The sequence below is a fragment of the Curtobacterium luteum genome, assembly GCF_014646995.1.
GTDB lineage: Bacteria > Actinomycetota > Actinomycetes > Actinomycetales > Microbacteriaceae > Curtobacterium > Curtobacterium luteum.
The window spans coordinates 127,974-150,594 of the sequence record NZ_BMOI01000009.1; the positions used below are offsets into that span (position 1 = coordinate 127,974).

The 22,621-nt window shown below is 71.9% G+C and carries 20 protein-coding genes; 17 read left to right on the forward strand and 3 right to left on the reverse strand.

Going from position 1 to position 22,621, the window contains the following annotated elements; translation table 11 throughout:
- Nucleotides 1-161 precede the first annotated feature (161 nt).
- From IEY20_RS11470 to IEY20_RS11530, 13 genes are all read left to right on the forward strand, one after another.
- The gene (locus IEY20_RS11470; protein ID WP_175329404.1) at nucleotides 162-1,277 is read left to right on the forward strand and encodes a mannose-1-phosphate guanylyltransferase; all 1,116 of its coding nucleotides are present in this window, start codon (nucleotides 162-164) and stop codon (nucleotides 1,275-1,277) included.
- A 210-nt stretch (nucleotides 1,278-1,487) separates the two neighbouring features.
- On the forward strand, nucleotides 1,488-2,561 hold the full coding sequence (locus IEY20_RS11475; protein ID WP_175329403.1) for a BMP family lipoprotein: 1,074 nt from the start codon (nucleotides 1,488-1,490) through the stop codon (nucleotides 2,559-2,561).
- 120 nt (nucleotides 2,562-2,681) lie between these two features.
- Entirely contained in the window at nucleotides 2,682-4,202 is a 1,521-nt protein-coding gene (locus tag IEY20_RS11480) for an ABC transporter ATP-binding protein (protein WP_022904682.1), read from the forward strand.
- The gene (locus tag IEY20_RS11485; protein ID WP_372378919.1) at nucleotides 4,199-5,608 is read left to right on the forward strand and encodes an ABC transporter permease; all 1,410 of its coding nucleotides are present in this window, start codon (nucleotides 4,199-4,201) and stop codon (nucleotides 5,606-5,608) included. Before IEY20_RS11480 ends, IEY20_RS11485 begins: the two co-directional genes overlap by 4 nt.
- The gene (locus IEY20_RS11490) at nucleotides 5,605-6,897 is read left to right on the forward strand and encodes an ABC transporter permease (RefSeq protein ID WP_372378918.1); all 1,293 of its coding nucleotides are present in this window, start codon (nucleotides 5,605-5,607) and stop codon (nucleotides 6,895-6,897) included. The genes IEY20_RS11485 and IEY20_RS11490 overlap by 4 nt, the downstream gene beginning before the upstream one ends.
- 19 nt (nucleotides 6,898-6,916) lie before the next feature.
- Nucleotides 6,917-7,411, forward strand: a complete 495-nt coding sequence (locus tag IEY20_RS11495) for a cytidine deaminase (protein WP_175329402.1) — start codon at nucleotides 6,917-6,919, stop codon at nucleotides 7,409-7,411.
- 6 nt (nucleotides 7,412-7,417) lie between these two features.
- Complete coding sequence (locus tag IEY20_RS11500; protein WP_175329401.1) at nucleotides 7,418-8,716, forward strand: thymidine phosphorylase; 1,299 nt, start codon at nucleotides 7,418-7,420, stop codon at nucleotides 8,714-8,716.
- A 120-nt stretch (nucleotides 8,717-8,836) separates the two neighbouring features.
- Entirely contained in the window at nucleotides 8,837-9,949 is a 1,113-nt protein-coding gene (locus IEY20_RS11505; protein WP_175329400.1) for an adenosine deaminase, read from the forward strand.
- Between the two features lie 3 nt (nucleotides 9,950-9,952).
- Nucleotides 9,953-10,489, forward strand: coding sequence for a PTS sugar transporter subunit IIA (locus tag IEY20_RS11510; RefSeq protein ID WP_175329399.1), 537 nt, complete (start codon nucleotides 9,953-9,955; stop codon nucleotides 10,487-10,489).
- Nucleotides 10,486-10,764, forward strand: a complete 279-nt coding sequence (locus IEY20_RS11515; RefSeq protein ID WP_022902668.1) for a PTS sugar transporter subunit IIB — start codon at nucleotides 10,486-10,488, stop codon at nucleotides 10,762-10,764. Before IEY20_RS11510 ends, IEY20_RS11515 begins: the two co-directional genes overlap by 4 nt.
- A gap of 110 nt (nucleotides 10,765-10,874) precedes the next feature.
- Nucleotides 10,875-11,738, forward strand: a complete 864-nt coding sequence (locus tag IEY20_RS11520; protein WP_022902667.1) for a purine-nucleoside phosphorylase — start codon at nucleotides 10,875-10,877, stop codon at nucleotides 11,736-11,738.
- Nucleotides 11,735-13,399 carry a phospho-sugar mutase gene (locus tag IEY20_RS11525; RefSeq protein ID WP_188889147.1) on the forward strand — a complete coding sequence of 555 codons (1,665 nt, stop codon included), beginning with the start codon at nucleotides 11,735-11,737 and terminating at the stop codon, nucleotides 13,397-13,399. Before IEY20_RS11520 ends, IEY20_RS11525 begins: the two co-directional genes overlap by 4 nt.
- Nucleotides 13,400-13,611: 212 nt before the next feature.
- Nucleotides 13,612-14,565 carry a hypothetical protein gene (locus tag IEY20_RS11530; protein WP_175329397.1) on the forward strand — a complete coding sequence of 318 codons (954 nt, stop codon included), beginning with the start codon at nucleotides 13,612-13,614 and terminating at the stop codon, nucleotides 14,563-14,565.
- A gap of 127 nt (nucleotides 14,566-14,692) precedes the next feature.
- On the opposite strand, the gene IEY20_RS11535 is transcribed toward IEY20_RS11530, so the two are convergent.
- Together IEY20_RS11535 and IEY20_RS11540 are read right to left on the reverse strand one after the other, a co-directional pair.
- A complete protein-coding gene (locus IEY20_RS11535; protein WP_188889149.1) occupies nucleotides 14,693-16,465 on the reverse strand; it encodes an acetyl/propionyl/methylcrotonyl-CoA carboxylase subunit alpha in 1,773 nt (590 codons plus the stop codon).
- A gap of 79 nt (nucleotides 16,466-16,544) precedes the next feature.
- Complete coding sequence (locus IEY20_RS11540; protein WP_175329395.1) at nucleotides 16,545-17,336, reverse strand: Maf family protein; 792 nt, start codon at nucleotides 17,334-17,336, stop codon at nucleotides 16,545-16,547.
- A 14-nt stretch (nucleotides 17,337-17,350) separates the two neighbouring features.
- Between IEY20_RS11540 and IEY20_RS11545 the strand changes: the two genes are divergently transcribed.
- The 4 genes from IEY20_RS11545 (at nucleotide 17,351) to IEY20_RS11560 (ending at nucleotide 21,758) form a co-directional block, all read left to right on the forward strand.
- The gene (locus IEY20_RS11545; protein WP_175329394.1) at nucleotides 17,351-18,610 is read left to right on the forward strand and encodes a class I SAM-dependent RNA methyltransferase; all 1,260 of its coding nucleotides are present in this window, start codon (nucleotides 17,351-17,353) and stop codon (nucleotides 18,608-18,610) included.
- A gap of 126 nt (nucleotides 18,611-18,736) precedes the next feature.
- Nucleotides 18,737-19,453 carry a response regulator transcription factor gene (locus IEY20_RS11550; protein ID WP_175329393.1) on the forward strand — a complete coding sequence of 239 codons (717 nt, stop codon included), beginning with the start codon at nucleotides 18,737-18,739 and terminating at the stop codon, nucleotides 19,451-19,453.
- A gap of 11 nt (nucleotides 19,454-19,464) precedes the next feature.
- Nucleotides 19,465-20,712 (forward strand): sensor histidine kinase, encoded by a 1,248-nt coding sequence (locus IEY20_RS11555; RefSeq protein WP_188889151.1) that lies wholly within the window; start codon nucleotides 19,465-19,467, stop codon nucleotides 20,710-20,712.
- The gene (locus IEY20_RS11560; RefSeq protein WP_022902660.1) at nucleotides 20,709-21,758 is read left to right on the forward strand and encodes a DUF8320 family protein; all 1,050 of its coding nucleotides are present in this window, start codon (nucleotides 20,709-20,711) and stop codon (nucleotides 21,756-21,758) included. The genes IEY20_RS11555 and IEY20_RS11560 overlap by 4 nt, the downstream gene beginning before the upstream one ends.
- Nucleotides 21,759-22,330: 572 nt before the next feature.
- On the opposite strand, the gene IEY20_RS11565 is transcribed toward IEY20_RS11560, so the two are convergent.
- On the reverse strand, nucleotides 22,331-22,621 hold a 291-nt coding region (locus IEY20_RS11565), incomplete at its 5' end, for an acyl-CoA carboxylase subunit epsilon (RefSeq protein ID WP_229728014.1).

The following is a 22,621-nucleotide window of genomic DNA, read 5'->3' on the forward strand; positions in this document are numbered from 1 at the left end:
GGTGCGTCCCATGCTCCGCGGCGGCCGTGACGGGTCGGGGCGCTGCGTGTGAACGGCGGACACGGAGGGGGTGAACAGGTCGTGCCGGTGCGGGAGACCGCATGCGGGAAACGTGCGGTCGCCGTCCAGGGATCGCGGACCGGGACCGGTACGGTGAGCGGGTGGCAGACGAGCTCCAGGACTTCTACGCGATCATCCCCGCCGGCGGCATCGGATCGCGGCTCTGGCCGTTGTCACGGGCCGACGCCCCGAAGTTCCTCCACGACCTCACCGGCTCGGGGACCTCGCTGCTCCGCCAGACGTGGGACCGTCTCGCGCCCCTCGCGGGCGACCAGCGGATCATGGTCGTCACCGGTCGTGCGCACCGGGCGGCAGTCGAGTCGCAGCTGCCCGGGGTGGCCGACCACAACGTCGTGCTCGAGAGCGAGCCGAAGGACTCCACCGCCGCCATCGGCCTCGCCGCCGCGATCCTCCGCCGCCGCGAGCCGGACGTCGTGGTCGGTTCCTTCGCGGCCGACCACGTGATCGGCGACGCCCGGGGATTCCGCCGTTCCGTCCGCGAGGCCGTCGCGGCAGCGCGGGCCGGGTACGTGACGACCATCGGGATCACCCCCACCGAGCCGGCGATCGGCTTCGGGTACATCCACGCCCACGGCGACACCATGGGCATCGAGGGGGCGCCGACCGCCCACGCGGTCCGGTCCTTCGTCGAGAAGCCCGACCTCGACACCGCCCGCTCCTACCTCGAGCAGGGCACGTACCTCTGGAACGCCGGCATGTTCATCGCGCGGGCCGACGTCCTGCTCGAGGAGATCGGCCGGACGAAGCCCGAGCTGCTCGCCGGGCTCGAGGAGCTCGCGGACGCCTGGGACACCTCGGCCCGCGGCGCGGTCGTGGACGAGGTGTGGCCGCGGCTCGAGAAGATCGCGATCGACTACACCGTGGCCGAGCCCGCTGCCGCCGCCGGGCGGATGGCGGTCGTGCCGGGCGACTTCGACTGGGACGACGTCGGCGACTTCGCGTCGCTCGCGAAGCTGCAGTCCGGCGGCCGCGCGAACAACCTCGCCGTGCTCGGCGACGGCGCCCGCATCCTCGCCGACTCCTCGAGCGGCATCGTGGTGTCGCACAGCCAGCGCCTCATCTCGCTCATCGGGGTCGAGGACATCGTCGTCGTGGACACCCCCGACGCCCTCCTCGTGACCACGAGCGCGAACGCCCAGCGGGTCAAGGGTGTGGTGGACGCACTGAAGATCAGCGGGCGCGGGGACGTCCTGTAGCGCTCCATCACGAAAAGCGCTTGATGCCGCTCGGAACATGGGTTCCGGGCGGCTCCTGCGTTACGGGCGCGTTTCCGTGCGGTCGCGATCCCGTAACCGATCCCGGGCGGGGTCGGAAGGGGTTCTGTACCGGTCGGACTGTCGTGTACTGTCACCACGATCGCCCGGAACCGCAGCTCCGGGCCAACGCCCCCCGGAGGAATCACCCAAGTGTCATCCCGCACCCGCAAGATCGCGCTCAGCGGCCTCGCCCTGGTCGGCACGGTCGCCGTGCTCGCCGGCTGCTCCGCCGCCCCGTCCGACAACGCCTCGGCCAAGAAGACCGACTTCCGTCCCTGCATGGTCTCCGACTCCGGCGGCTTCGACGACAAGTCGTTCAACCAGCTCGGCTACGAGGGCCTGCAGGACGCCGCCAAGGAACTCGGCGCGACCTACAAGTCGGCGGAGTCCAAGGACTCGACGGTCTACGACTCGAACATCGAGCAGCTGATCAACCAGAACTGCAAGCTCATCGTCACCGTCGGCTTCAACCTCGCCGACGCCACGAAGAAGCAGGCCGCCGCGAACCCCGACACCGACTTCGCGATCATCGACGACAACTCGATCTCGGCGAAGAACGTCAAGCCGATCACGTTCGACACCTCGCAGGCGGCGTTCCTCGCCGGCTACGCGGCCGCGTCCTACTCGAAGTCCGGCGTCGTCGGCACCTTCGGCGGCATGCAGATCCCGACCGTCACCATCTTCATGGACGGCTTCGCGGACGGCGTGAAGTACTACAACGAGCAGAAGAAGAAGGACGTCAAGGTCGTCGGCTGGGACGTCGACAGCCAGAAGGGCTCCTTCACCGGTGGCTTCGAGGCCGGCACGCAGGCCAAGGCCGTCGCGCAGACGCTCCTCGACCAGGACGCCGACGTCATCCTCCCCGTCGGTGGCCCGATCTACCAGTCGGCCGCCGAGGCGATCAAGGACGCCGACAACGGCTCCGTCCTGATCGGTGCGGACAGCGACCTCTACGAGGCCGACCCCCGCTACAAGGACATCGCGTTCACGTCCGTCGAGAAGGGCATGCGCCCGGCCACGAAGACGGTCGTCGAGGAAGCCGCCAAGGGCGACTTCTCGAACACGCCGTACGTCGGCACGCTGAAGAACGAGGGCGTCGGCATCGCCCCGTTCCACGACTACGCCTCCAAGGTCGACAGCGGCCTCGAGGGCGAGCTCGACACGATCAAGTCCGGCATCATCGACGGCTCGATCACGGTCAAGACCGACGCGACCGTCAAGTAACACCGCGGATGCGGGCGGGGGATCCTTCCTCCGCCCGCATTCTCGTGCCCACGACCGAGGCCCGACCGACGGCTGACCCTCGGTCGCGGGCGCTCGACAGAGAGAAACTGCGCACCCGACATGAAGCTCGAACTCCGCGGCATCACCAAGCGGTTCGGATCACTGGTCGCCAACGACCACATCTCGCTCACCGTCGAGCCGGGAGAGGTCCACTGCCTCCTCGGTGAGAACGGTGCCGGCAAGTCCACCCTCATGAACGTCCTGTACGGCCTCTACCAGGCCGACGAGGGCGAGATCCTCCTGGACGACGTCGTCCAGGACTTCGACGGACCCGGTGACGCCATGCGCGCCGGCATCGGCATGGTGCACCAGCACTTCATGCTCGTCCCCGTCTTCACCGTCGCCGAGAACGTCATGCTCGGGCAGGAGCAGACCACCCTCGGCGGTCGGCTCGACCTCGCCGGCGCCCGGGCACGGGTCAGGGAGATCTCCGACCGCTTCGGGTTCGACGTCGACCCCGACGCGAAGGTCGAGGACCTCCCCGTCGGCGTGCAGCAGCGGGTCGAGATCATCAAGGCGCTCTCCCGCGACGCGAAGGTCCTCGTGTTCGACGAGCCGACGGCCGTGCTCACGCCGCAGGAGACCGACGAGCTCATGGCGATCATGCGCCAGCTCCGCGAGGCCGGCACGGCGATCGTGTTCATCACGCACAAGCTGCGCGAGGTCCGCGAGGTCGCGGACCGCATCACGGTCATCCGGCTCGGGAAGGTCGTCGGCGAGGCATCGCCCACCGCGACGAACAACGAGCTCGCGGCGCTCATGGTCGGTCGCGCGGTGTCGCTCGTCGTCGACAAGACGCCGGCGTCCGGCGGCGAGGACGCCCTCGTGGTCGACCACCTCACCGTCACCGACGCCTCCGGGGTCGTCCTCGTCGACGACGTCTCGTTCAGCGTCCGCCGCGGCGAGATCCTCGCGATCGCCGGCGTGCAGGGCAACGGCCAGACCGAGCTGACCGAGGCGCTCCTCGGCCTCGAGCCGGTCCACGCCGGGCGCATCACGCTCGACGGCGCCGAGGTCACCGGCCGGAGCGTCAAGCAGATCCTCGACGCGGGCGTGGGCTTCGTGCCCGAGGACCGCAAGGAGGACGGACTCGTCGGCGAGTTCACCATCGCCGAGAACCTCATGCTCGACCGTGCCGACCACGCCGAGTTCGTCCGCGCCGGCACCATCCGCAGTGCCGAGCGTGACGCGTTCGCCGACGAGAAGATCGCCGAGTTCGACATCCGCACGCCGTCCCGCACCACCGCGGCGGGCCGGCTCTCCGGCGGCAACCAGCAGAAGATCGTGCTCGCCCGCGAGCTGAGCCGCGACCTCCGCCTGTTCGTCGCCGCCCAGCCCACCCGCGGCATCGACGTCGGCTCGATCGAGTTCGTGCACAAGCGCATCGTCGCCACCCGCGACACCGGCGTCCCGGTCATCGTCGTCTCCACGGAGCTCGACGAGGTCGTGGCCCTGGCCGACCGGATCGCGGTGATGTACCGCGGCGCGATCGTCGGCATCGTCCCCGCAGACACCCCCCGAGACGTCCTCGGCCTCATGATGGCAGGCGAACTGCCCGAAGGAACGGAGCTGGCGGCGTGACCGCGCAGGACCCCCACAACACCGCGCAGGACCCCCACGACACCGCGCAGGACCCCCACAACACCGCGCCGGACCCCCACAACACCGCGCAGGACCCCCACGACACCGCGCCGGTCACTGACGACCGACTGCAGGAGGAGGCGGCGACCCCGCACCTCATGACGGACTCGGCGACCGACTCCGAGCGTCGAGCCGGCGGCGGCGACCGATGGAGCACCGCGCTGCAGAGCATCGTCAACGGCTCCGTGCTCGTCACCGTCCTCGCCGTCGTGCTCGCGCTCGTCGCGTGCGGCATCCTCATCGCCGTCACCGACGAGAACGTCCGCACGGCGGCCGGGTACTTCTTCGCCCGCCCGACCGACACGTTCCAGGCCATCGGCTCGTCCGTCGGCGGTGCGTACGCGTCGCTCTTCCAGGGCTCGGTCGTCAACTTCGGTGCGAGCTCGTTCGCGCAGGCGATCGTCCCGATCACCCGCTCGCTCGACTACGCCGTGCCGCTCGTCGCCGCCGGTCTCGGCATCGCGGTGTCGTTCCGCGCCGGGCTGTTCAACATCGGCGGCCAGGGACAGATCCTGATGGGCGCCGCCGCGGCCGGTTGGGTCGGCTTCTCGTTCGACCTGCCCGCGGTCGTGCACATCCCGCTGACGATCATCGCCGGCATCGTCGGCGGTGCGGTCTGGGGCGGGATCGTCGGTCTCCTGAAGGCCCGCACCGGCGCCAACGAGGTCGTCCTCACGATCATGCTCAACTACGTCGGGCTCTACCTCGTCAGCTACATGCTCCGCACCCCGGGGCTGCTGCAGGCCAAGGGCAGCCCGAACCCGATCTCGCCCGCGATGAAGGACAGCTCGGTGCTCCCGCAGCTGTTCGGCCCGCGGTACGGCGTGGACCTCGGGTTCGTGGTCGCCGTCATCGCGGTGGTCGTCGTGTGGTGGCTGCTCAACAAGTCCTCGCTCGGCTTCCGCTTCCGCACGATCGGTGAGAACCCCCGTGCCGCCCGCGTCGCCGGCATGAGCGTCCCGTCGCTGACCATCTGGGTCATGCTCATCTCGGGTGCGCTCGTCGGCATCGCCGGGGCCTACCAGGTGCAGGGTGCGGTCACGAGCGGCTTCACCTCCAACATCGACGCCGGCATCGGCTTCGACGCCATCACGGTCGCGCTCCTCGGGCGCTCGAAGCCGTGGGGCGTGTTCTGGGCCGCGATCCTGTTCGGCGTCCTGAAGAACGGCGGCTACGCCATGCAGGCCGCGAACGGCATCCCGATCGACATCGTCGGCGTCATCCAGGCGCTCATCGTCCTCTTCATCGCGGCACCGCCGCTCGTCCGCGCGATCTTCCGGATCCCGCAGCCGGGCGCCCGCCGCCGAACCCGCACCAAGCAGAGCAAGAAGGCGGTCGCCGCGTGAGCACCATGACCCCCACCGCGGTCCCCGCACTGCCCGCCCAGGGCCGCGACCTCGAGACCACCCGGAGCTGGAAGACCGCGATCGGGTACGGCGTCTTCACCGTCATCGCGCTGCTGCTCTTCGGGCTCGCCCACCGTCCCGGGACGGCGACGTTCCGTCTGTCGTCCAAGGGCGACTTCTTCGCGCTGCCGAACCTGCCGCTGCCGTCGACCGCCACGGGGGTCGTCGTCATCGTGCTGCTCGCGCTCGCGACGGTCTACGCGGTCGTCGAGACCCGTGCGGGCCGACGGGTCCGGCTCTGGGTGACCGCGCTCTTCGCGATCGTGTTCGTCGTGGGCTTCCTCGCCTGGGCGGTCGCCGGTGACTCGATCACGATCCCCGGCATGCTCGTCGGTGCACTCGGGCTGAGCGTCCCTCTCGTGTTCGGTGCGCTCGGCGGGGTCATCTCGGAGCGGGTCGGTGTCGTCAACATCGCCATCGAGGGCCAGTTCCTCGCCGGTGCGTTCACCTCGGCGCTCGTGGCGTCGGTGACGGGCACGCCGTGGGCCGGCCTCGTCGGTGCGGTCGTGGCCGGTGTGCTCGTGTCGTTCATCCTCGCGGCGTTCAGCATCAAGTACCTGGTCGACCAGGTCATCGTGGGTGTCGTCATCAACGCGTTCATCTCCGGCCTCACCGGGTTCCTGTACTCGCAGGTGCTCTCCCCGAACGAGGCGACGCTGAACTCGGGCCTCCGCTTCCCGAAGTTCGAGATCCCGCTGCTGCACCAGATCCCGGTCATCGGCCCGATCTTCTTCGAGCAGACCGTCGTCGTGTACCTGGCGTACGTCGCCGTCGCGGTCGTCACGTTCTGCCTGTTCAAGACGCGCTGGGGCCTCCGCCTCCGCTCGGTCGGCGAGCACCCGCAGGCCGCGGACACGGTCGGCATCAACGTCAACCGGACCCGGTTCTGGAACGTCTCCCTCGCCGGCGCGATCGCCGGCCTCGGCGGCGCGTACTTCACGCTCGACGCGGTCGGCGGCTTCACGAAGGACATGACCGCCGGCGCGGGCTACATCGCCCTGGCTGCCGTCATCTTCGGCCGCTGGGACCCGATCCGCGCGACGCTCGCAGCACTGTTGTTCGGCTTCGCCTCGAACCTGCAGAACGCGCTGAGCGTCGTCCAGGGGTCGCCGGTGCCGAGCGAGTTCCTGCTCATGCTGCCCTACGTCGTCACGATCCTCGCGGTCGCCGGCCTGGTCGGGCAGGTGCGCGGTCCCGCCGCGGCCGGCAAGCCCTACATCAAGAGCTGACGGCCTGGAGGCACGGCACATGACCCACACGAACGCATCCGGTGGCCAGGGGGTCACCGCGGCCGACGGGGCGGACGCCGCCCCGGGCCTCCAGTCCGAAACCGCGTCCGTCGACGTCGACTGGAGCGCCCTGCGGGACGCGGCCACGGCCGCCATGCGGCACGCGTACGCGCCGTACTCGTCGTTCCCGGTGGGCGCCGCGGCGCTCACCGACGACGGCCGCGTCGTCTCCGGCTGCAACGTCGAGAACGCGTCCTACGGCGTGACACTCTGCGCGGAGTGCTCGCTCGTCTCGCAGCTGCACATGACCGGCGGCGGCAAGCTCGTCGCGTTCACGTGCGTCGACGGCGACGGGGCGACCCTCATGCCGTGCGGCCGGTGCCGGCAGCTGCTGTTCGAGCACTCGGCCGAGGGGATGCTCCTCGAGACCGTCTCCGGCATCCGCACCATCGACGAGGTCCTCCCCGACGCCTTCGGGCCGCGGACCCTCGTCACGTACCAGCAGGAGCACTGATCACGCATGGCCATCGAGCCCTTCGACACCGTCGACCTCATCCGCACCAAGCGTTCCGGGGACGCCCTCGGGACCGCTGAGATCGACTGGCTCGTCGACGCCTACACGCGCGGCTACGTCGAGGACCCGCAGATGGCGGCCCTCGCGATGGCGATCTTCCTCAACGGCATGGAGCGGCGGGAGATCAAGGACCTCACGCTCGCGATGATCGCGTCGGGGGAGCGGATGTCGTTCGACGCGCTCGGCAAGACGACCGTGGACAAGCACTCCACGGGCGGTGTCGGCGACAAGATCACGCTGCCGCTGGCGCCCCTCGTCGCCTCGTTCGGCGTTGCCGTCCCGCAGCTCTCCGGGCGCGGCCTCGGTCACACGGGCGGGACGCTCGACAAGCTCGAGTCCATCCCGGGGTGGCAGGCCGCGCTGTCGAACTCGCGTCTCCTCGAGATCCTGGACGACGTCGGCGCGGTCATCTGCGCCGCCGGATCGGGTCTGGCGCCCGCGGACAAGAAGCTCTACGCGCTCCGGGACATCACCGGCACGGTCGAGTGCATCCCGCTCATCGCGTCGAGCATCATGTCGAAGAAGATCGCCGAGGGCACCGGGGCGCTCGTGCTCGACGTCAAGTTCGGGTCGGGTGCCTTCATGCCGACGTACGAGGCGTCGAAGGAGCTCGCGCAGACGATGGTCGACCTCGGGAACGACGCCGGCGTGGCGACCTCGGCGCTCCTGACCGACATGGAGGTCCCGCTCGGACTGACGATCGGCAACGCGCTCGAGGTCCGTGAGTCCGTCGAGGTGCTGGAGGGCGGGGGCCCGGCCGACGTCGTGGAGCTCACCGTCGCGCTGGCGACCGAGATGCTCACGCTCGCCGGCCTGCCGGATGCGGACCCGGCCGCGGCGCTCGCGGACGGGCGGGCGATGGACACCTGGCGCCGGATGATCGCCGCACAGGGCGGCGACCCCGGGGCCGCGCTGCCGGTCGCCCGTGAGCAGCACGTCGTCACCGCGCCCGAGTCGGGCGTGCTCGTCTCGCAGGAGGCCCTGCCGTTCGGCGTCGCGGCCTGGCGTCTGGGCGCCGGCCGAGCCCGTGCGCAGGACCCGGTCCAGGCGGGGGCCGGCATCGAGCTGCACGTCAAGCCGGGCGACACCGTCACCGAGGGCCAGCCGCTCTGGACGCTGCACACCGACGAGCCGGACCGGTTCGACCGGGCGCTCGAGTCGCTCGACGGTGCGTGGGCGATCGGACCGGCCGACTCCGCCGCGGCCGTCCGCGGTCCGATCGTGCGGGAGCGCATCACCGGCTGAGGTGACCGTCCGGCCGACCGGAGGCTCCCCACGTGCCTGTGGGGAGCCTCCAGTCGGTCCACCCGGCTGTTGTGCACAGGGCACGGCGCAGGGTCGGTGACCACCGATAGCCTGGAGCGCATGAGCGCCGACGCCACGACCTACCGCCTGCCCGACGCCGGAGCGGTCATCAACGACCTGCCGAAGGTCTCGCTGCACGACCACCTCGACGGGGGGCTGCGGCCGGCGACGATCGTCGAGCTGGCGGACTCGTCCGGGGTGGCGCTGCCGACCACCGATGCCGACGCGCTCGGTCAGTGGTTCGCCGACCAGTCGAACTCGGGCTCGCTCGTCGAGTACCTGAAGACGTTCGACGTCACCACTTCGGTGATGCAGACCGCCCCGCAGCTGCACCGCGTCGCGAAGGAGTTCGTCGAGGACCTCGTCGCGGACGGCGTCGTCTACGGCGAGATCCGCTGGGCGCCCGAACAGCACCTGCAGGGTGGGCTGACGCTCGACCAGACGGTCGAGGCGGTGCAGGCCGGCATCGAGGAAGCGGTCGACGCGGCCGGCGGCACGATCCGGGTCGGGCAGCTCGTCACCGCGATGCGGCACGCCGACCGGGCGCAGGAGATCGCCGAGCTCGCGGTCCGGCACCGTGACCGCGGTGTCGTCGGGTTCGACATCGCCGGGGCCGAGGCAGGGTTCCCGCCGGCGAACCACCGTGCGGCGTTCGACTGGCTCGCGACGCAGCTCTTCCCCGTCACCGTGCACGCGGGCGAAGCCGACGGGCTCGACTCGATCCGGTCGGCGCTCGTCGACGGTCGGGCGCTCCGGCTCGGGCACGGTGTCCGCATCTTCGAGGACATCGCGCTCTCCGACGCGGGCGACGGCTCCACCCTGGCGACGCTGGGCGAGGTCGCGTCGTGGGTTCGCGACCGCGAGGTCCCGCTCGAGGTCGCGCCCTCGTCGAACCTGCAGACCGGTGCGATCGCCGCGTGGGGCGACGAGCTCGCCGACCACCCGTTCGACGTGCTCTACCAGCTCGGCTTCCGGGTCACCGTGAACACCGACAACCGGCTGATGAGCAACACCTCGTTGTCGAAGGAGCTCGCGCTGCTCGCCGGCACGTTCGGCTACGACCTCGACGACCTCGCGGCGTTCCAGATCAACGCCGCGCTCGGCTCCTTCCTGCCCCTCGAGGACCGCGAGGAGATCATCGCCACCATCACCGCCGGACACCAGGAGGCCTAGGTCGTGCCGCTCCCACCGCTCCCCGACGACGCCGTCGTGCTCGGCGCGTCCGCGTCGTCGTGGCGCGAGGCGCTCCGGATCGCCGGTGGTGCGCTCGTCGCCTCCGGCGCGACCACGGAACCGTACACCGCCGCCATGGTCGACATGGTCGAGGAGCACGGCCCGTACATCGTCATCTCACCGGGGCTCGCGTTCGCGCACGCCCGACCGGGGGCAGCCGTGCTGCGGGACGGCCTCGCGGTCGTGACACTCGCGGAGCCGGTCGCGTTCGGCCACCCGCACAACGACCCGGTCCGGGTGGTGCTCGGGTTGGCGGTCGCCGAGGTCGGGACGCACCTGGAGTCGATCGGCGAGATCGCGAACACGTTCAACGACCCGACGGTCACGACCCGGCTGGCGTCGGCGGCGTCCGCCGCGGAGGTCCGCGCGATCCTCGGGGTCGCTGCGTCCGGGGCCGCGGGGGCGGAGCCGTCCGGGGCCGCGGGGGCCGCGGGGGCGGAGTCGTCCGGGGCCGCGGGGGCCGCGGAGGCCGACTCGTGAAGATCGTGACGATCTGCGGTGCGGGCATCGGGTCGAGCGGGATCCTCAAGGTGAACGCCGAGAAGGCCCTGGCGACGCTCGGACTCAGCGCGTCCGTCGTCGCCGCCGACGTGGCGTCCGTCCGGTCGGTGGCCGAGGACGCCAACGTGATCCTGACGAGCCAGGAGTTCGTCGAGGCGATCGGCGACACCTACGCCGAGGTCATCGTGATCCGGAACCACTTCGACCAGGGCGAGATCACGGCGGCGGTGGACCGGGCACTCGGGGAGCACTGAGCGGCGCTGGGCTCGCCGTGTGCGGGCGCGCGCGTGTGTGCACGCTCGCCGTGTGCGGGCGCGCGCGTGTGCGCGCCCGGCGTCCTGTCGGCGCGCCCTAGGATCGGGGCATGAGCACGGACAACCCGCTGAACGACCCCGCCGCCGACCCGTTCGAGGTCGCACGCGCCGCCGCCGACGTCATCGCGTCGAAGTCGGGGATCGAGCGGCACGACATCGCCCTCACCCTCGGATCCGGATGGGGCAAGGCCGCCGACATCATCGGTGAGACGGTCTCCGAGATCCCCGCAGCCGAGGTCCCGGGCTTCAGCGCCTCGGCCGTGCCCGGGCACTCCGGCACGGTGCGCTCGATCGCGCTGCCCGACGGACGGCACGCGCTCGTCATCGGCGCCCGGACGCACTACTACGAGGGCCACGGCGTCCGTCGCGTCGTGCACAGCGTCCGCACCGCCGCGGCAGCCGGGGCCTCGGTGATGATCCTCACGAACGGCGCCGGCGGCATCAAGGAGCACTGGACGCCCGGCACTCCCGTGCTCATCAGCGACCACATCAACCTGACCGCCGACAGCCCGCTCGAGGGCGCGACGTTCGTCGACCTGACCGACCTCTATTCGTCGCGGCTGCGTGCCGTCGCCCGCGGTGTCGACCCGTCGCTGGACGAGGGCGTGTACACGCAGTTCCGCGGGCCGCACTACGAGACCCCGGCCGAGGTGCAGATGGCCAAGGCGATCGGCGGTCACATCGTCGGCATGTCGACGGCGCTCGAGGCGATCGCGGCACGGCAGGCCGGGATGGAGGTCCTCGGGTTCTCCCTCATCACGAACCTCGCCGCGGGCATCCAGAAGACCCCGCTCTCGCACGCCGAGGTGCTCGAGGCCGGTCGTGAGGCCGAGCCCCGCATCGCGGACCTGCTCGCCCGTGTCGTGGCGGCGATCGGCTCGTCGTCCGACGCCACGGACGGTCCGGCGCTGTGAAGCTCGACGTCGACGGAGTCGTCGCCACCGCACGTGCCTGGTCCGCCCAGGACCCCGACGAGCAGACCCGCGCCGAGCTCGACGCCGCCATCGAGGCCGCGGCGAGCGGTGACGGTCCTGCCGTGCAGGAACTCGCGGACCGCTTCGCGGGGCGCCTCGCCTTCGGGACCGCCGGTCTCCGGGCCGAACTCGGCTACGGGCCGCTGCGGATGAACCGCGTGGTCGTGTCGCAGGCCGCCGCCGGGCTCGCACGGTTCCTCGTCGACACCGGCCGATCGCGGAGCGTCGTCATCGGCTACGACGGCCGCGTGAACTCCGACGTCTTCGCCCGCGACTCCGCCGAGGTCATGCGTGGCCTCGGGCTCGAGGTGACGCTGCTGCCGTCCGCGCTGCCGACACCCGTGCTGGCGTTCGCGGTGCGGCACCTCGGGGTCGGCGCCGGCGTCATGGTGACGGCCAGCCACAACCCGCCGCGGGACAACGGGTACAAGGTGTACCTCGGCGAGGACGACGAGGGCTCCCAGATCGTGCCGCCGGTCGACGGCACGATCGCTGCGGCCATCGACGCGGTCGCGGCGGGGTCCATCACCGACCTGGCCCGCGGGACCGACTACACGGTCGCTGACGACGCGCTCCTCGAGGCGTACGTCGCCGCCACGGCGGCGACGGTGCCCGCGGCCGGGCTCCCGGTCGACCAGCAGCCGAAGGTGGTCTACACGGCCATGCACGGTGTCGGGTGGGAGACCGCTCGCGCCGTCTTCCTGCGCGCCGGGTTCGCGGAACCGACCACGGTCCCGGAGCAGATCGACCCCGACGGCGCCTTCCCGACCGTCTCCTTCCCGAACCCCGAGGAGCCGGGCGCGATGGACCTCGCGATCGCGCGGGGGACCGCGATCGACGCCGACCTCGTCATCGCGAACGACCCGGACGCCGACCGGCTCGCGCTGGCGATCCCGGACGGTTCCGGATCCTTCCGCCGACTGTCGGGGAACGAGGTCGGGTGGCTCCTCGGCTGGCAGGCGGCCGCCCGGGCTTCGTCGGACGGGCGGGGTGGCACCCTCGCTGCGTCGATCGTCTCGTCGCCGGCGCTTGCCCGCGTCGCCGAGCGCCACGGTCTGGCCTACCGGGACACGCTGACCGGCTTCAAGTGGGTCTCGCGGGTCCCCGAGCTGGTCTTCGGGTACGAGGAAGCCCTGGGCTACCTGGTCGACCCGGACGTCGTCCGCGACAAGGACGGCATCTCCGCCGCGGTGGCGTTGCTCGACCTCGCGACGACGCTCGCCGCGTCGGGGCAGACCGTCGCCGACCGGCTGGACGCCTTCGCCGCGGAGTTCGGGGCGTTCGCGTCCGGGCAGGTGGCGACACGCGTCGACGACCTGTCGCGGATCGGCACCATCATGGCGGCGCTCCGTTCGGACCCGCCGGCGTCGCTCGGCCCCGTCGCCGTGCGGTCCGTGACCGACTACGCGGAGGGCGTGGACGGGTTCCCGCCGTCGGACATCCTCCGGTACGACCTCGAGGGCGACGCCCGCGTGATCGTGCGGCCGAGCGGCACCGAGCCGAAGGTGAAGGTCTACATCGACACCGTCGCCGCGACGCCGAGCGAGGCCCAGGCGCTCGTCGACGCCCTCGCCGACGCCGTGCGCCCCCTCGTGTCGTAGGCCACGGGCGCGCTCCCGGCGCCCGCTCGCACGCTCCGGCGCCCGCTCGCACAACCAAAGTCCCCTCGAACCGCGGATCGCCACGGTTCGAGGGGACTTTGGTTGTGCGGCGGTGAGCCGCGCCGTCCTCCACGCCGCGTTCGCGCGGGGCTGTTCTCTACAGAGGACCACGACACGAACCGATCCCGCCCGTCATCGTCGACCGTGGGCGCATGACTCGACTCACCATCATCCGCGGCGGCAGTGCAGACCCGACCGGTACGCGCGGCCGCTCCTTCCGGGACGCTGCCGATCAGGGAGCGCTCGTCCGCCTGACCCCGGGGCGCTTCGTGGACGCGACGGAGTGGCGTCGCGCTACGCCCGGTGAACGGCACATCGCGCGCATCAAGGCTGTCCACGACCGGATCGCGCCCCGGCTCGTCGTTGCACATGCGTCGGCTGCTGCGCTCCACGGGCTGCCCTGGCGCGGCGAGTTCCCCGACGTGGTCGAGGTGATCGACCCCGAGCGATCGACGACGCAGTCGCTGACGCACGTGCGCAAGCGACCCGGACGAGGCAGGCGGCTCCGGACGCAGTACATGATCGCGAACGGGCGCCGGGTGACGGACCTGACCAGCACCGTCGCCGACCTCGCGATCTCCTTCGAGCTCCGGCTGTCCGTGCCGGCGCTCGACGTCGCGCTCGCCGCGGGTTGCGTGCTGGCCGATGTCCGAACCGAGATCGAGGCGCGTGGAGCCGTGCACGGTCGACACCGTGCGGCGGTCGCGCTGGAACTCGCTGACGGCGCGAGCGGGTCACCGGGGGAGTCGGTCGCTCGGGTCGCCCTCGACGAGGTCGGCGCTCCCCGGCCCGTACTCCAGCGTGCGTCCCACGACGACGCCGGGTTCATCGGCAGGGTCGACTTCTGGTTCCCCGAGCAGGGGGTCGTCCTGGAGTTCGACGGCAGGACGAAGTACGTCGATCCGGCACTCCGGCGACCCGGCATGTCCGCCGCCGACGTCGTCGTGACGGAGAAACGCCGAGAGGACCGACTCCGGCGGCACCGGGAGGTACGCGGCTTCGGACGGTTCGGATGGGACGAGGCGAACGACCTCGACGCACTCCGGGCCGTACTCCGCGGTGTCGGGGTCCCCACCGCACCCCGGTCGTTCCGTCATGTTCGCTGAGTCGGACCCGGCGCACTTCGGCGCCGCACAACCAAAGTCACCTCGAACCACGGCGAGGCGTGGTTCGAGGTGACTTTGGTTGTGCGGGAGCCCGGCGAGCCGCGCGGCGCCGAGCCGCGAGCCGCGCCTACGCCAGCTCGAGCAGCACGTGCCCGGACGAGATCGTCTGGCCGACGGGGGCGTTCAGCGCCTTGACCACGCCGTCGCGGGCGGCCTGCACGGGCTGCTCCATCTTCATGGCCTCGAGGACGACGAGCAGATCGCCCTTCACCACGGTGTCACCCTCGGCGACCGCGACCTTGACCACGGTGGCCTGCATCGGCGACGTGACCGATCCCGACGAGGCGAGCCCGCCACGCACGCCGGACGACCGACGCTTCGGGGGAGCGGAGGGCCCGGCCGGACGCCGACCGGCAGCAGCGCCACCGCCGACGATCGACGGCATGGTGACCTCGATGCGCTTGCCCTGCACCTCGACGACGACGGTGTCGCGGGACGCCGGAGCGGGCAGCTCCTCGGTCGCGCCGCTCCACGCCGGGATGTCGTTGACGAAGTCCGTCTCGATCCACTGCGTGTAGACGCTGAACGGCTCGTCGTCGGACGTGGCGAACGCCGGGTCCGACACGACCGCGCGGTGGAACGGCAGCACGGTCGGCAGGCCGGTGACCTCGAACTCGGCGAGGGCACGGCGCGACCGCTCCAGAGCCTCGGCGCGCGTGGCACCGGTGACGATGAGCTTCGCGAGCATCGAGTCGAACGAACCCGAGACCACGTCGCCGGACACGACGCCCGAGTCGACGCGGACGCCGGGGCCGGACGGGGCGTTGAACGCGTGCACGGGGCCCGGCGCCGGGAAGAAGTTGCGCCCGGCGTCCTCGCCGTTGATGCGGAACTCGAAGGAGTGTCCGCGCGGCTCAGGGTCGTCGTAGTCGAGCACGCCGCCCTCCGCGATGCGGAACTGCTCGCGGACGAGGTCGATGCCGGTGACCTCCTCGGAGACGCAGTGTTCGACCTGCAGGCGCGTGTTCACCTCGAGGAAGGACACGGTGCCGTCGGCCCCGATGAGGAACTCGCACGTGCCGGCGCCGACGTAGCCGACCTCGCGGAGGATCGCCTTCGACGACTCGTACAGGCGCTCCTTCTGGGAGTCCGTCAGGTACGGCGCCGGAGCCTCTTCCACCAGCTTCTGGTGTCGACGCTGCAGCGAGCAGTCGCGCGTGGAGACGATGCCGACGTTGCCGTGCTCGTCCGCGAGGCACTGGGTCTCGACGTGCCGGGGCTTGTCGAGGTACTTCTCGACGAAGCACTCCCCACGACCGAAGGCCGCGATGGCTTCGCGGGTCGCCGACTCGAACTGCGCGGCGACCTCGTCGCGCGTGCGGGCGACCTTCAGGCCGCGGCCACCGCCGCCGAATGCCGCCTTGATGGCGACCGGCAGACCGACCTCGTCGGCGAACGCGATGACCTCGGCGGCGTCCTCGACCGGCTCGATCGTGCCGGGGGCGAGCGGCGCGCCGACCTTCTCGGCCACGTGGCGTGCGGACACCTTGTCACCGAGCTGCTCGATGGACTCCGGCGAGGGGCCGATCCAGGTCAGCCCGGCGTTGATGACGGCACGGGCGAAGTCGGCGTTCTCGGCGAGGAACCCGTACCCCGGGTGCACGGCGTCCGCGCCGGAGCGGCGGGCGACCGAGATGATCTTGTCGATGACGAGGTAGGTCTCGGCGCTCGTGGTGCCGTTCAGCGCGTACGCCTCGTCGGCGAGGCGGGCGTGGAGGGCGTCACGGTCCTGGTCGGCGTAGACGGCGACCGATGCCTTGCCTGCGTCGCGGGCCGCGCGGATGATGCGGACGGCGATCTCGCCGCGGTTCGCGATGAGGACCTTGCTGATACGGGGCATGGTAAGCCAGCGTATTCGTGCGGCGGCGGCCCGAATTGACTGGCACCCACAAAGAACCGACGGGAAGAAGTGTGGATGTCTACATCGACCACAGGTCGTGCCAGGTGGCGCCGAACCCGCGGAGGAGCATCGAGCGCAGCACCGGCAGCGACAGACCGACGACGGCCGAGGGCGCGCCGTCGATCCGCGTGATGTACGCCGCCGCACGGCCGTCGATCGTGAAGGCCCCGGCGACCTCGAGCGGTTCGCCGCTGGCGACGTAGGCGTCGATCTCGTCGTCGGACACGTCGTCGGCGAAGGTGAGCACCGCGCTGTCCACGGCGGCGACGCGGTCGCCGTCGGCGACCATCGCGGACCCGCCGGGCGTGACCTCCGCGATCAGGCCGTCCCCGGCGGTGGAGGTGGGCACCTGACGGCCGGGAGGCACGGTGCCGGCCCGCCCCGCGCCTCCCGGCCGGTGGGCGGTACCGTCACCGGTCCCGGGACGGTCCGCACGCCGGTCCAGCACGCAGCGGCCGCTCCACAGGGTGCCGCCCCCGACGGCGAGCATCTGCCGCCACCGTTCCCGTGCGACCTCGGGGTCGTGGGGCTTGCCGTAGAGGGTGCCGTCGACCTCGAAGGCGGAGTCGCCGCCGAACACGAACCCGTCCACCCCGCGTCCGGCGACCGCCGCGTCGGCGACGGCCGACGCCTTCGCGACGGCGAGCAGCGACACGAGCTCCGGTCCGGTCAGCCGCCGGCCGAGCGTCGCCTCGTGTGCGGCGACCGCGGCGTCCTCGTCGACCCCGGGGTCGACGAGCACGGGCTCGATGCCGGTCTGGGCGAGCAGGGCACGACGGGCGGGGGAGGTACTCGCGAGGTACAGACGCATGGGAACATCGAACCATGGGTGAATCCGTCGGAACGCTGCTCGAACTCGACGTCACCGGGATCGCCCACGGCGGCATCTCGGTGGCACGGCACGAGGGACGCGTGGTGTTCGTCTCGGACGCGATCCCGGGCGAACGCGTCACCGCGCGGGTGACCGAGGACCGCAAGAAGTCGTTCTGGCGCGCGGACACCGTCTCGGTGCAGCAGCCGAACGAGCACCGCGTCGACCACGTCTGGCCCGAGGCCGGCCTCGACCGCGACCCGGCGGTCCGCGCCGGTGGGGCCGAGTTCGGCCACATCGCGCTGTCGCACCAGCGCACGCTGAAGCACGACGTGCTGGTCGACGCGTTCGCCCGGTTCGCCCGGACGGACCTCGCCGACGTCCTCGGCCGTGACGTCGTGGTCGAGGCGGTGCCGGGCGACGACGTGGCGAACGGCCTCGGCTGGCGCACGCGCGTCCGGCTGCACGTCGACGCCGACGGCACCCCCGGACCGTTCGCCGCCCGCTCGCACACCGTCGTCCCGGTGACCTCCCTGCCCCTCGCGAGCGCCGTCGTGCAGGAGAACGCCCCACTCGGCCGTGGCGCCATGCCCGGCGCCTCCGTCGTGGACGTGCTGGCCCCGAGCGGGTCCGAGGGCGCGCGACTCGTCATCGACGAGCAGAAGCCGACCGTCGTCACCGAGACCGTGGGGGAGCGGACCTTCGCCGTCGACGACAACGGCTTCTGGCAGGTGCACCGACAGGCCCCGGCCGTGCTCACCGCCGCCGTGCAGGACCTCGTCGACCCCGACCGGCTCGACCCGGAGGGGCAGCACCTCGACCTCTACGGCGGTGTGGGCCTGCTCGCCGCGGCCCTCGGCGACCTGGTCGGCCCCCGCGCGAAGGTGACGAGCGTCGAGGGGTCCGAGCGGGCGACCGAGCACGCGCAGGAGAACCTCGCCGAGTGGATCGGTGCCCGCGCGGAGACGGGCCGCGTGGACCGCTGGCTCGCCCGGACGGCCACCGGCGCCTCGCCGCACGAACGCGCCCGCTTCCGTGCCGGCACCGTCGTCCTCGACCCGCCCCGTTCCGGCGCCGGCCGCGAGGTCGTCGTGCAGATCGCCGCGCTGCAGCCCGCACAGGTCGTCTACGTGGCGTGCGACCCTGTCGCGCTCGCCCGTGACGTCGCGACGTTCGCGGACCTCGGCTACCGGCTCGAGGCGCTCCGCGCGTTCGACCTCTTCCCGCACACGCACCACATGGAGGCGGTCGCGCGACTGGTCCCCGCCGCCTGACACCGGACGTCACGTCGGCGCGTCACGTCGACACCGCCGCCGGACCTGGGTCCGACCTGGGTATCCTTGGCCGATGATGCGTTCCGGTATCAGGGACCGGAGTGCGCATCGGAACGAGAGGCCACCGTGGCAGCAGCAACGACACCCACTTCCCACGCGACGGACGTCCAGACCACGCCGGTCCGCGTCGCGATCGTCGACGACCACGAGTCGGTCCGGCTCGGCATCCAGGCCGCGTGCCAGAACGAGGGCTTCGAGGTCGTCCTCACCGCCGCGAGCGTCCCGGAGTACATCCGTGAACTCGGCGACCGCGAGGTCGACGTCGTCGTGCTCGACCTGTCGCTCGGCGACGGCTCGACCGTGACCGAGAACGTCAAGGGTGTGCAGGGCGCCGGGTCGGCCGTGCTCGTGCACTCCATCGCCGACCGGGTGGCGAACGTGCGTGAGGCGCTGGCGGCAGGGGCAGCCGGGGTCATCCCGAAGTCCTCCGCGACGAAGACCGTGATGGCCGCCGTCGCCACCGTCGCACGTGGCGACGTGCTCAACAACCTCGAGTGGGCGAGCGCCATCGACGCGGACCGCGACTTCGCGAAGGCCCAGCTCGGTCGTCGTGAGCGCGAGATCCTGCACCTCTACGCGTCCAGGCTGCCGCTCAAGCTCGCCGCCCAGCAGCTCGGCATCGGGTACTCCACCGCCCGCGAGTACCTCGACCGCATCCGCGTGAAGTACGTCGAGGTCGGACGACCCGCGCCGACCAAGGTCGACCTCCTCCGCCGTGCCGTCGAGGACGGCATCCTCCCCGGTCTCGATTCGGGGATCGACCCCGACGCCGACGGCCGCTGAGCACGATGGCGGTGGGGGTCGGACCGTCGCCGACGGTCGTCGGGGGAGCACCGTTCGGTGCCGACCCGTCGCGGAACGTCCGGGCGACGATCACCCAGGCGTCGGTCGAGCGGGCGTTCACGATCCTCCTCGCGATGGCCGCCGTCGGTCTCGGCGCCGCGGACACCCCGGCGGTGCTCGGGCAGCTCCCGTACCTCCACCCGGTGTGGGGACCGCTCGTGGCCGTGGCGCTCGCCGCGTCGTTCGTGTTCGTCGCCGTCGCAGCGTTCCTGCCCCGGCTGGCGCAACCGGCCCAGATCGCGTGCGCGCTCCTCTTCCTGGTCGCGCTCGTCTCGTGGCCCTCCACCGTGCAGGAGCCGATCCCGGCGGACCAGGTCCCGTGGCCGTGGTGGTTCATCACCGTCGGTTCGGCGGCGGCGGCGATGGGCTTCGCCGCGTGGCGCGCGACTGTGTACACCGCGCTCGCACCCGCGGTCTACGTCGTGATCCGGCTGCTGCCCGTCGGTGGGCACGTCGGGCTGACCCGGGCGCTGCTCGACGGCGTCTACACCGCCATCCTCAGCGGCGCGGTGCTCGTCATCGCCGTGGTGCTGCGCCGTGCCGCCACGGCGGTGGACGCCGCGCAGGCCACCGCGGTCCGTCGGTACTCGGCCGCCATCCGCGAGCACGCCACCGAGGTCGAGCGGGTCCAGGTCGACGCGATCGTGCACGACAGCGTGCTCACCACACTCCTGTCGGCTGCCCGTGCGGAGACCGTCGACGCGAAGGCCCTCGCCGCCCGCATGGCCCGCAACGCCATCGACCACCTCGCCGCCGCAGCGTCGGACACCCCGGGAGCTGCGGGCCCGGTGTCGCTCGTGGAACTCCGCAGCCGCATCTGCAGCGCCGTCTCGGCCCTCGCCGCGCCCGTCCGGCTCGTCGAGCGTCGGGTCGGCGACGTCCGCCTGCCCGCGGTCGTGGCCGACGCCCTGGCCTCGGCAGCGCTCCAGGCCGCCGTGAACTCCGTCCAGCACGCCGGCGGTGCCGAGGTGGACCGCTGGGTCCTCGTCGAGCAGCAGGGTCCCGGGGTCCGCATCGAGGTCGGTGACGACGGGGCCGGCTTCGACTTCGCCGGCATCCCCGCCGAACGGCTCGGCGTCCGACGGTCGATCATCGAGCGGGTGGTCGCGGTGGACGGCACGGCGGAGGTCGACTCCGCTCCCGGCCGGGGGACCACCGTGCGGCTCTCCTGGACCCCCTCGACCGAGGAGGCAGCGTGAAGGTCTCCATCCCCGCGGGCGTCGCGATCGGGCTCGCCGCGCTGTTCTCCGTCTACCACCTGGTCCTCGCCGCCACGACGTTGCCGCGCGTGCACGAGGTCGCCCCGATCGTCGCGTGCATGGTGCTCTACGCCGCTGCGACGGGTGCAGCGCTGTTCGCCCCGGGTCGGGCGCTCCCGGTCTGGGCGGCGTGCTTCTCGCTCGCCACGGCCGTCGTCATGCCGGTCGTCGCCGCCCCCGTCGTCGAGCTGCGCTCCGGTCCGGGGTACGCCACGTGGTGGATCGCTGCTGTGGGCACCCTCATGGTCGTGCTCGTCGTGCGCGGTCGCGGCGCCTTCGCGTGGGCCGGGGTCGGGTTCCTCGCGGTGCACACCGTGGCTTGGGCCGGCCTCGAGGCGCTCGGCTCGCTGGGCGTCCTCGGGAGCGTCGCCTGGGTCGCCATCGCCACGGTCTTCTCGGTCGCCATGAACCGGGCGACGCGGGTCCGGCGCGACTTCATCCGGGCCGAGCAGGAGACCGAGGACTGGCAGGCCGCTCAGGACGCGCACGTGTTCGAACGGCAGTTCCGGCTGAGCCAGACGACGCGCATGGCGCTGCCGATGCTGCAGCGGATCATCGACGCGCACGGCGAGCTGACGGACGACGAGCGGGAGGAGTGCCTCCACCTCGAGCAGGCGATCCGCGACGAGATCCGCGGCCGCTCCCTGCTCTCCGACGACGTCCGCGCCGAGGTGATGCGGCTGCGCCGTGCCGGAGCGACCGTGCAGCTGCACGACGACGGTGGGCTGGACGACCTGGAGGCCGACGACATCCGTCGGATCCACGCCCAGGTCGCGGACGCGCTCCGGCAGGCCCGTGGCGCGGACAACGTCATCGTCCGGACGGTGGGCGAGGGCGCCGACACCGCGGTGACGGTCGTCGGACTCCGGCTCGACGTCGCCGCGAGCCAGTCGGCGGCGCTCGGCGCCGGGCTCGACGACGAGGACGGCGACGAGGACGACTCGGTCGCCCTGTGGATGGAGATCCCGCGGCACCTCGTCGCCTGACGGCGGCGCGCTGGCGGAGCGCCCACACGACGGTCCGACGCCGCGAGGTGGGCCAGGTGCGCCAGGTGGGCCCACGACGGCCTGGAGGCGCGGGGCGGGCTGACAGCGTGCCTCCCGCCCGGCGCGGGGCGGGCTGGCAGCGTGCGGCCCGTCGGGTGCGGGGCCGTCGCGGAGCGTAACGGAGGATGCAGCACTACCGGACGGCTCGGAGACGGGGAACGGGCCGGTCGGAATCCGACCGGCCCGTTCACGACCCGAGTCTGGGCGACAACCCGAATATCGCCCTGACTCGCAGCGGGCGGTGGCTTCGTACCCTAGTCGGCCACCGTCCTGCGATGTTCTTCTGTGAAGGACACCGAACACGAACAATGATGCCGACCTCGCACGGTCGTGTCAGTCGTCATTATGGGGGACAAATCCGACCGAATCGGGCGAGTTCGAGCAGTCGTGTCCCCCGGACGAGGGGAGACCGGTCGGGAAGTGCAGCCTGCAACCGTTCCGACCGTCCGCGGGGCAGGGGTACATCGTCGCGCGGTTCCCCCCGTGGGCACAAGGCACGCCGCGCGGATCGGTCAGCGGAGGGATCGACCCCAGGCGCCGGGACCGTGGTCGAGCGGCCGACGGAGTCCGCGAGCCGACGCGTCCCAGCCGGCACGCGGCGACACGGTCACCTCGGAGCGACCTGCCGCTGCCACCTCGTCCGCCTGGCGTTGCAGCACGGCGATGACGGCCGCGAGTTCCTCGGGGGTGGGGTCACCGCCCACGACCCGGACGTCCGCGACCGTCGTCGGAACGTCGGCGGGGACAGCGGCGGCGTGCTTGCCGGTCACCTGACGCGACGGTGATGTTCCCGTGCTCGACGG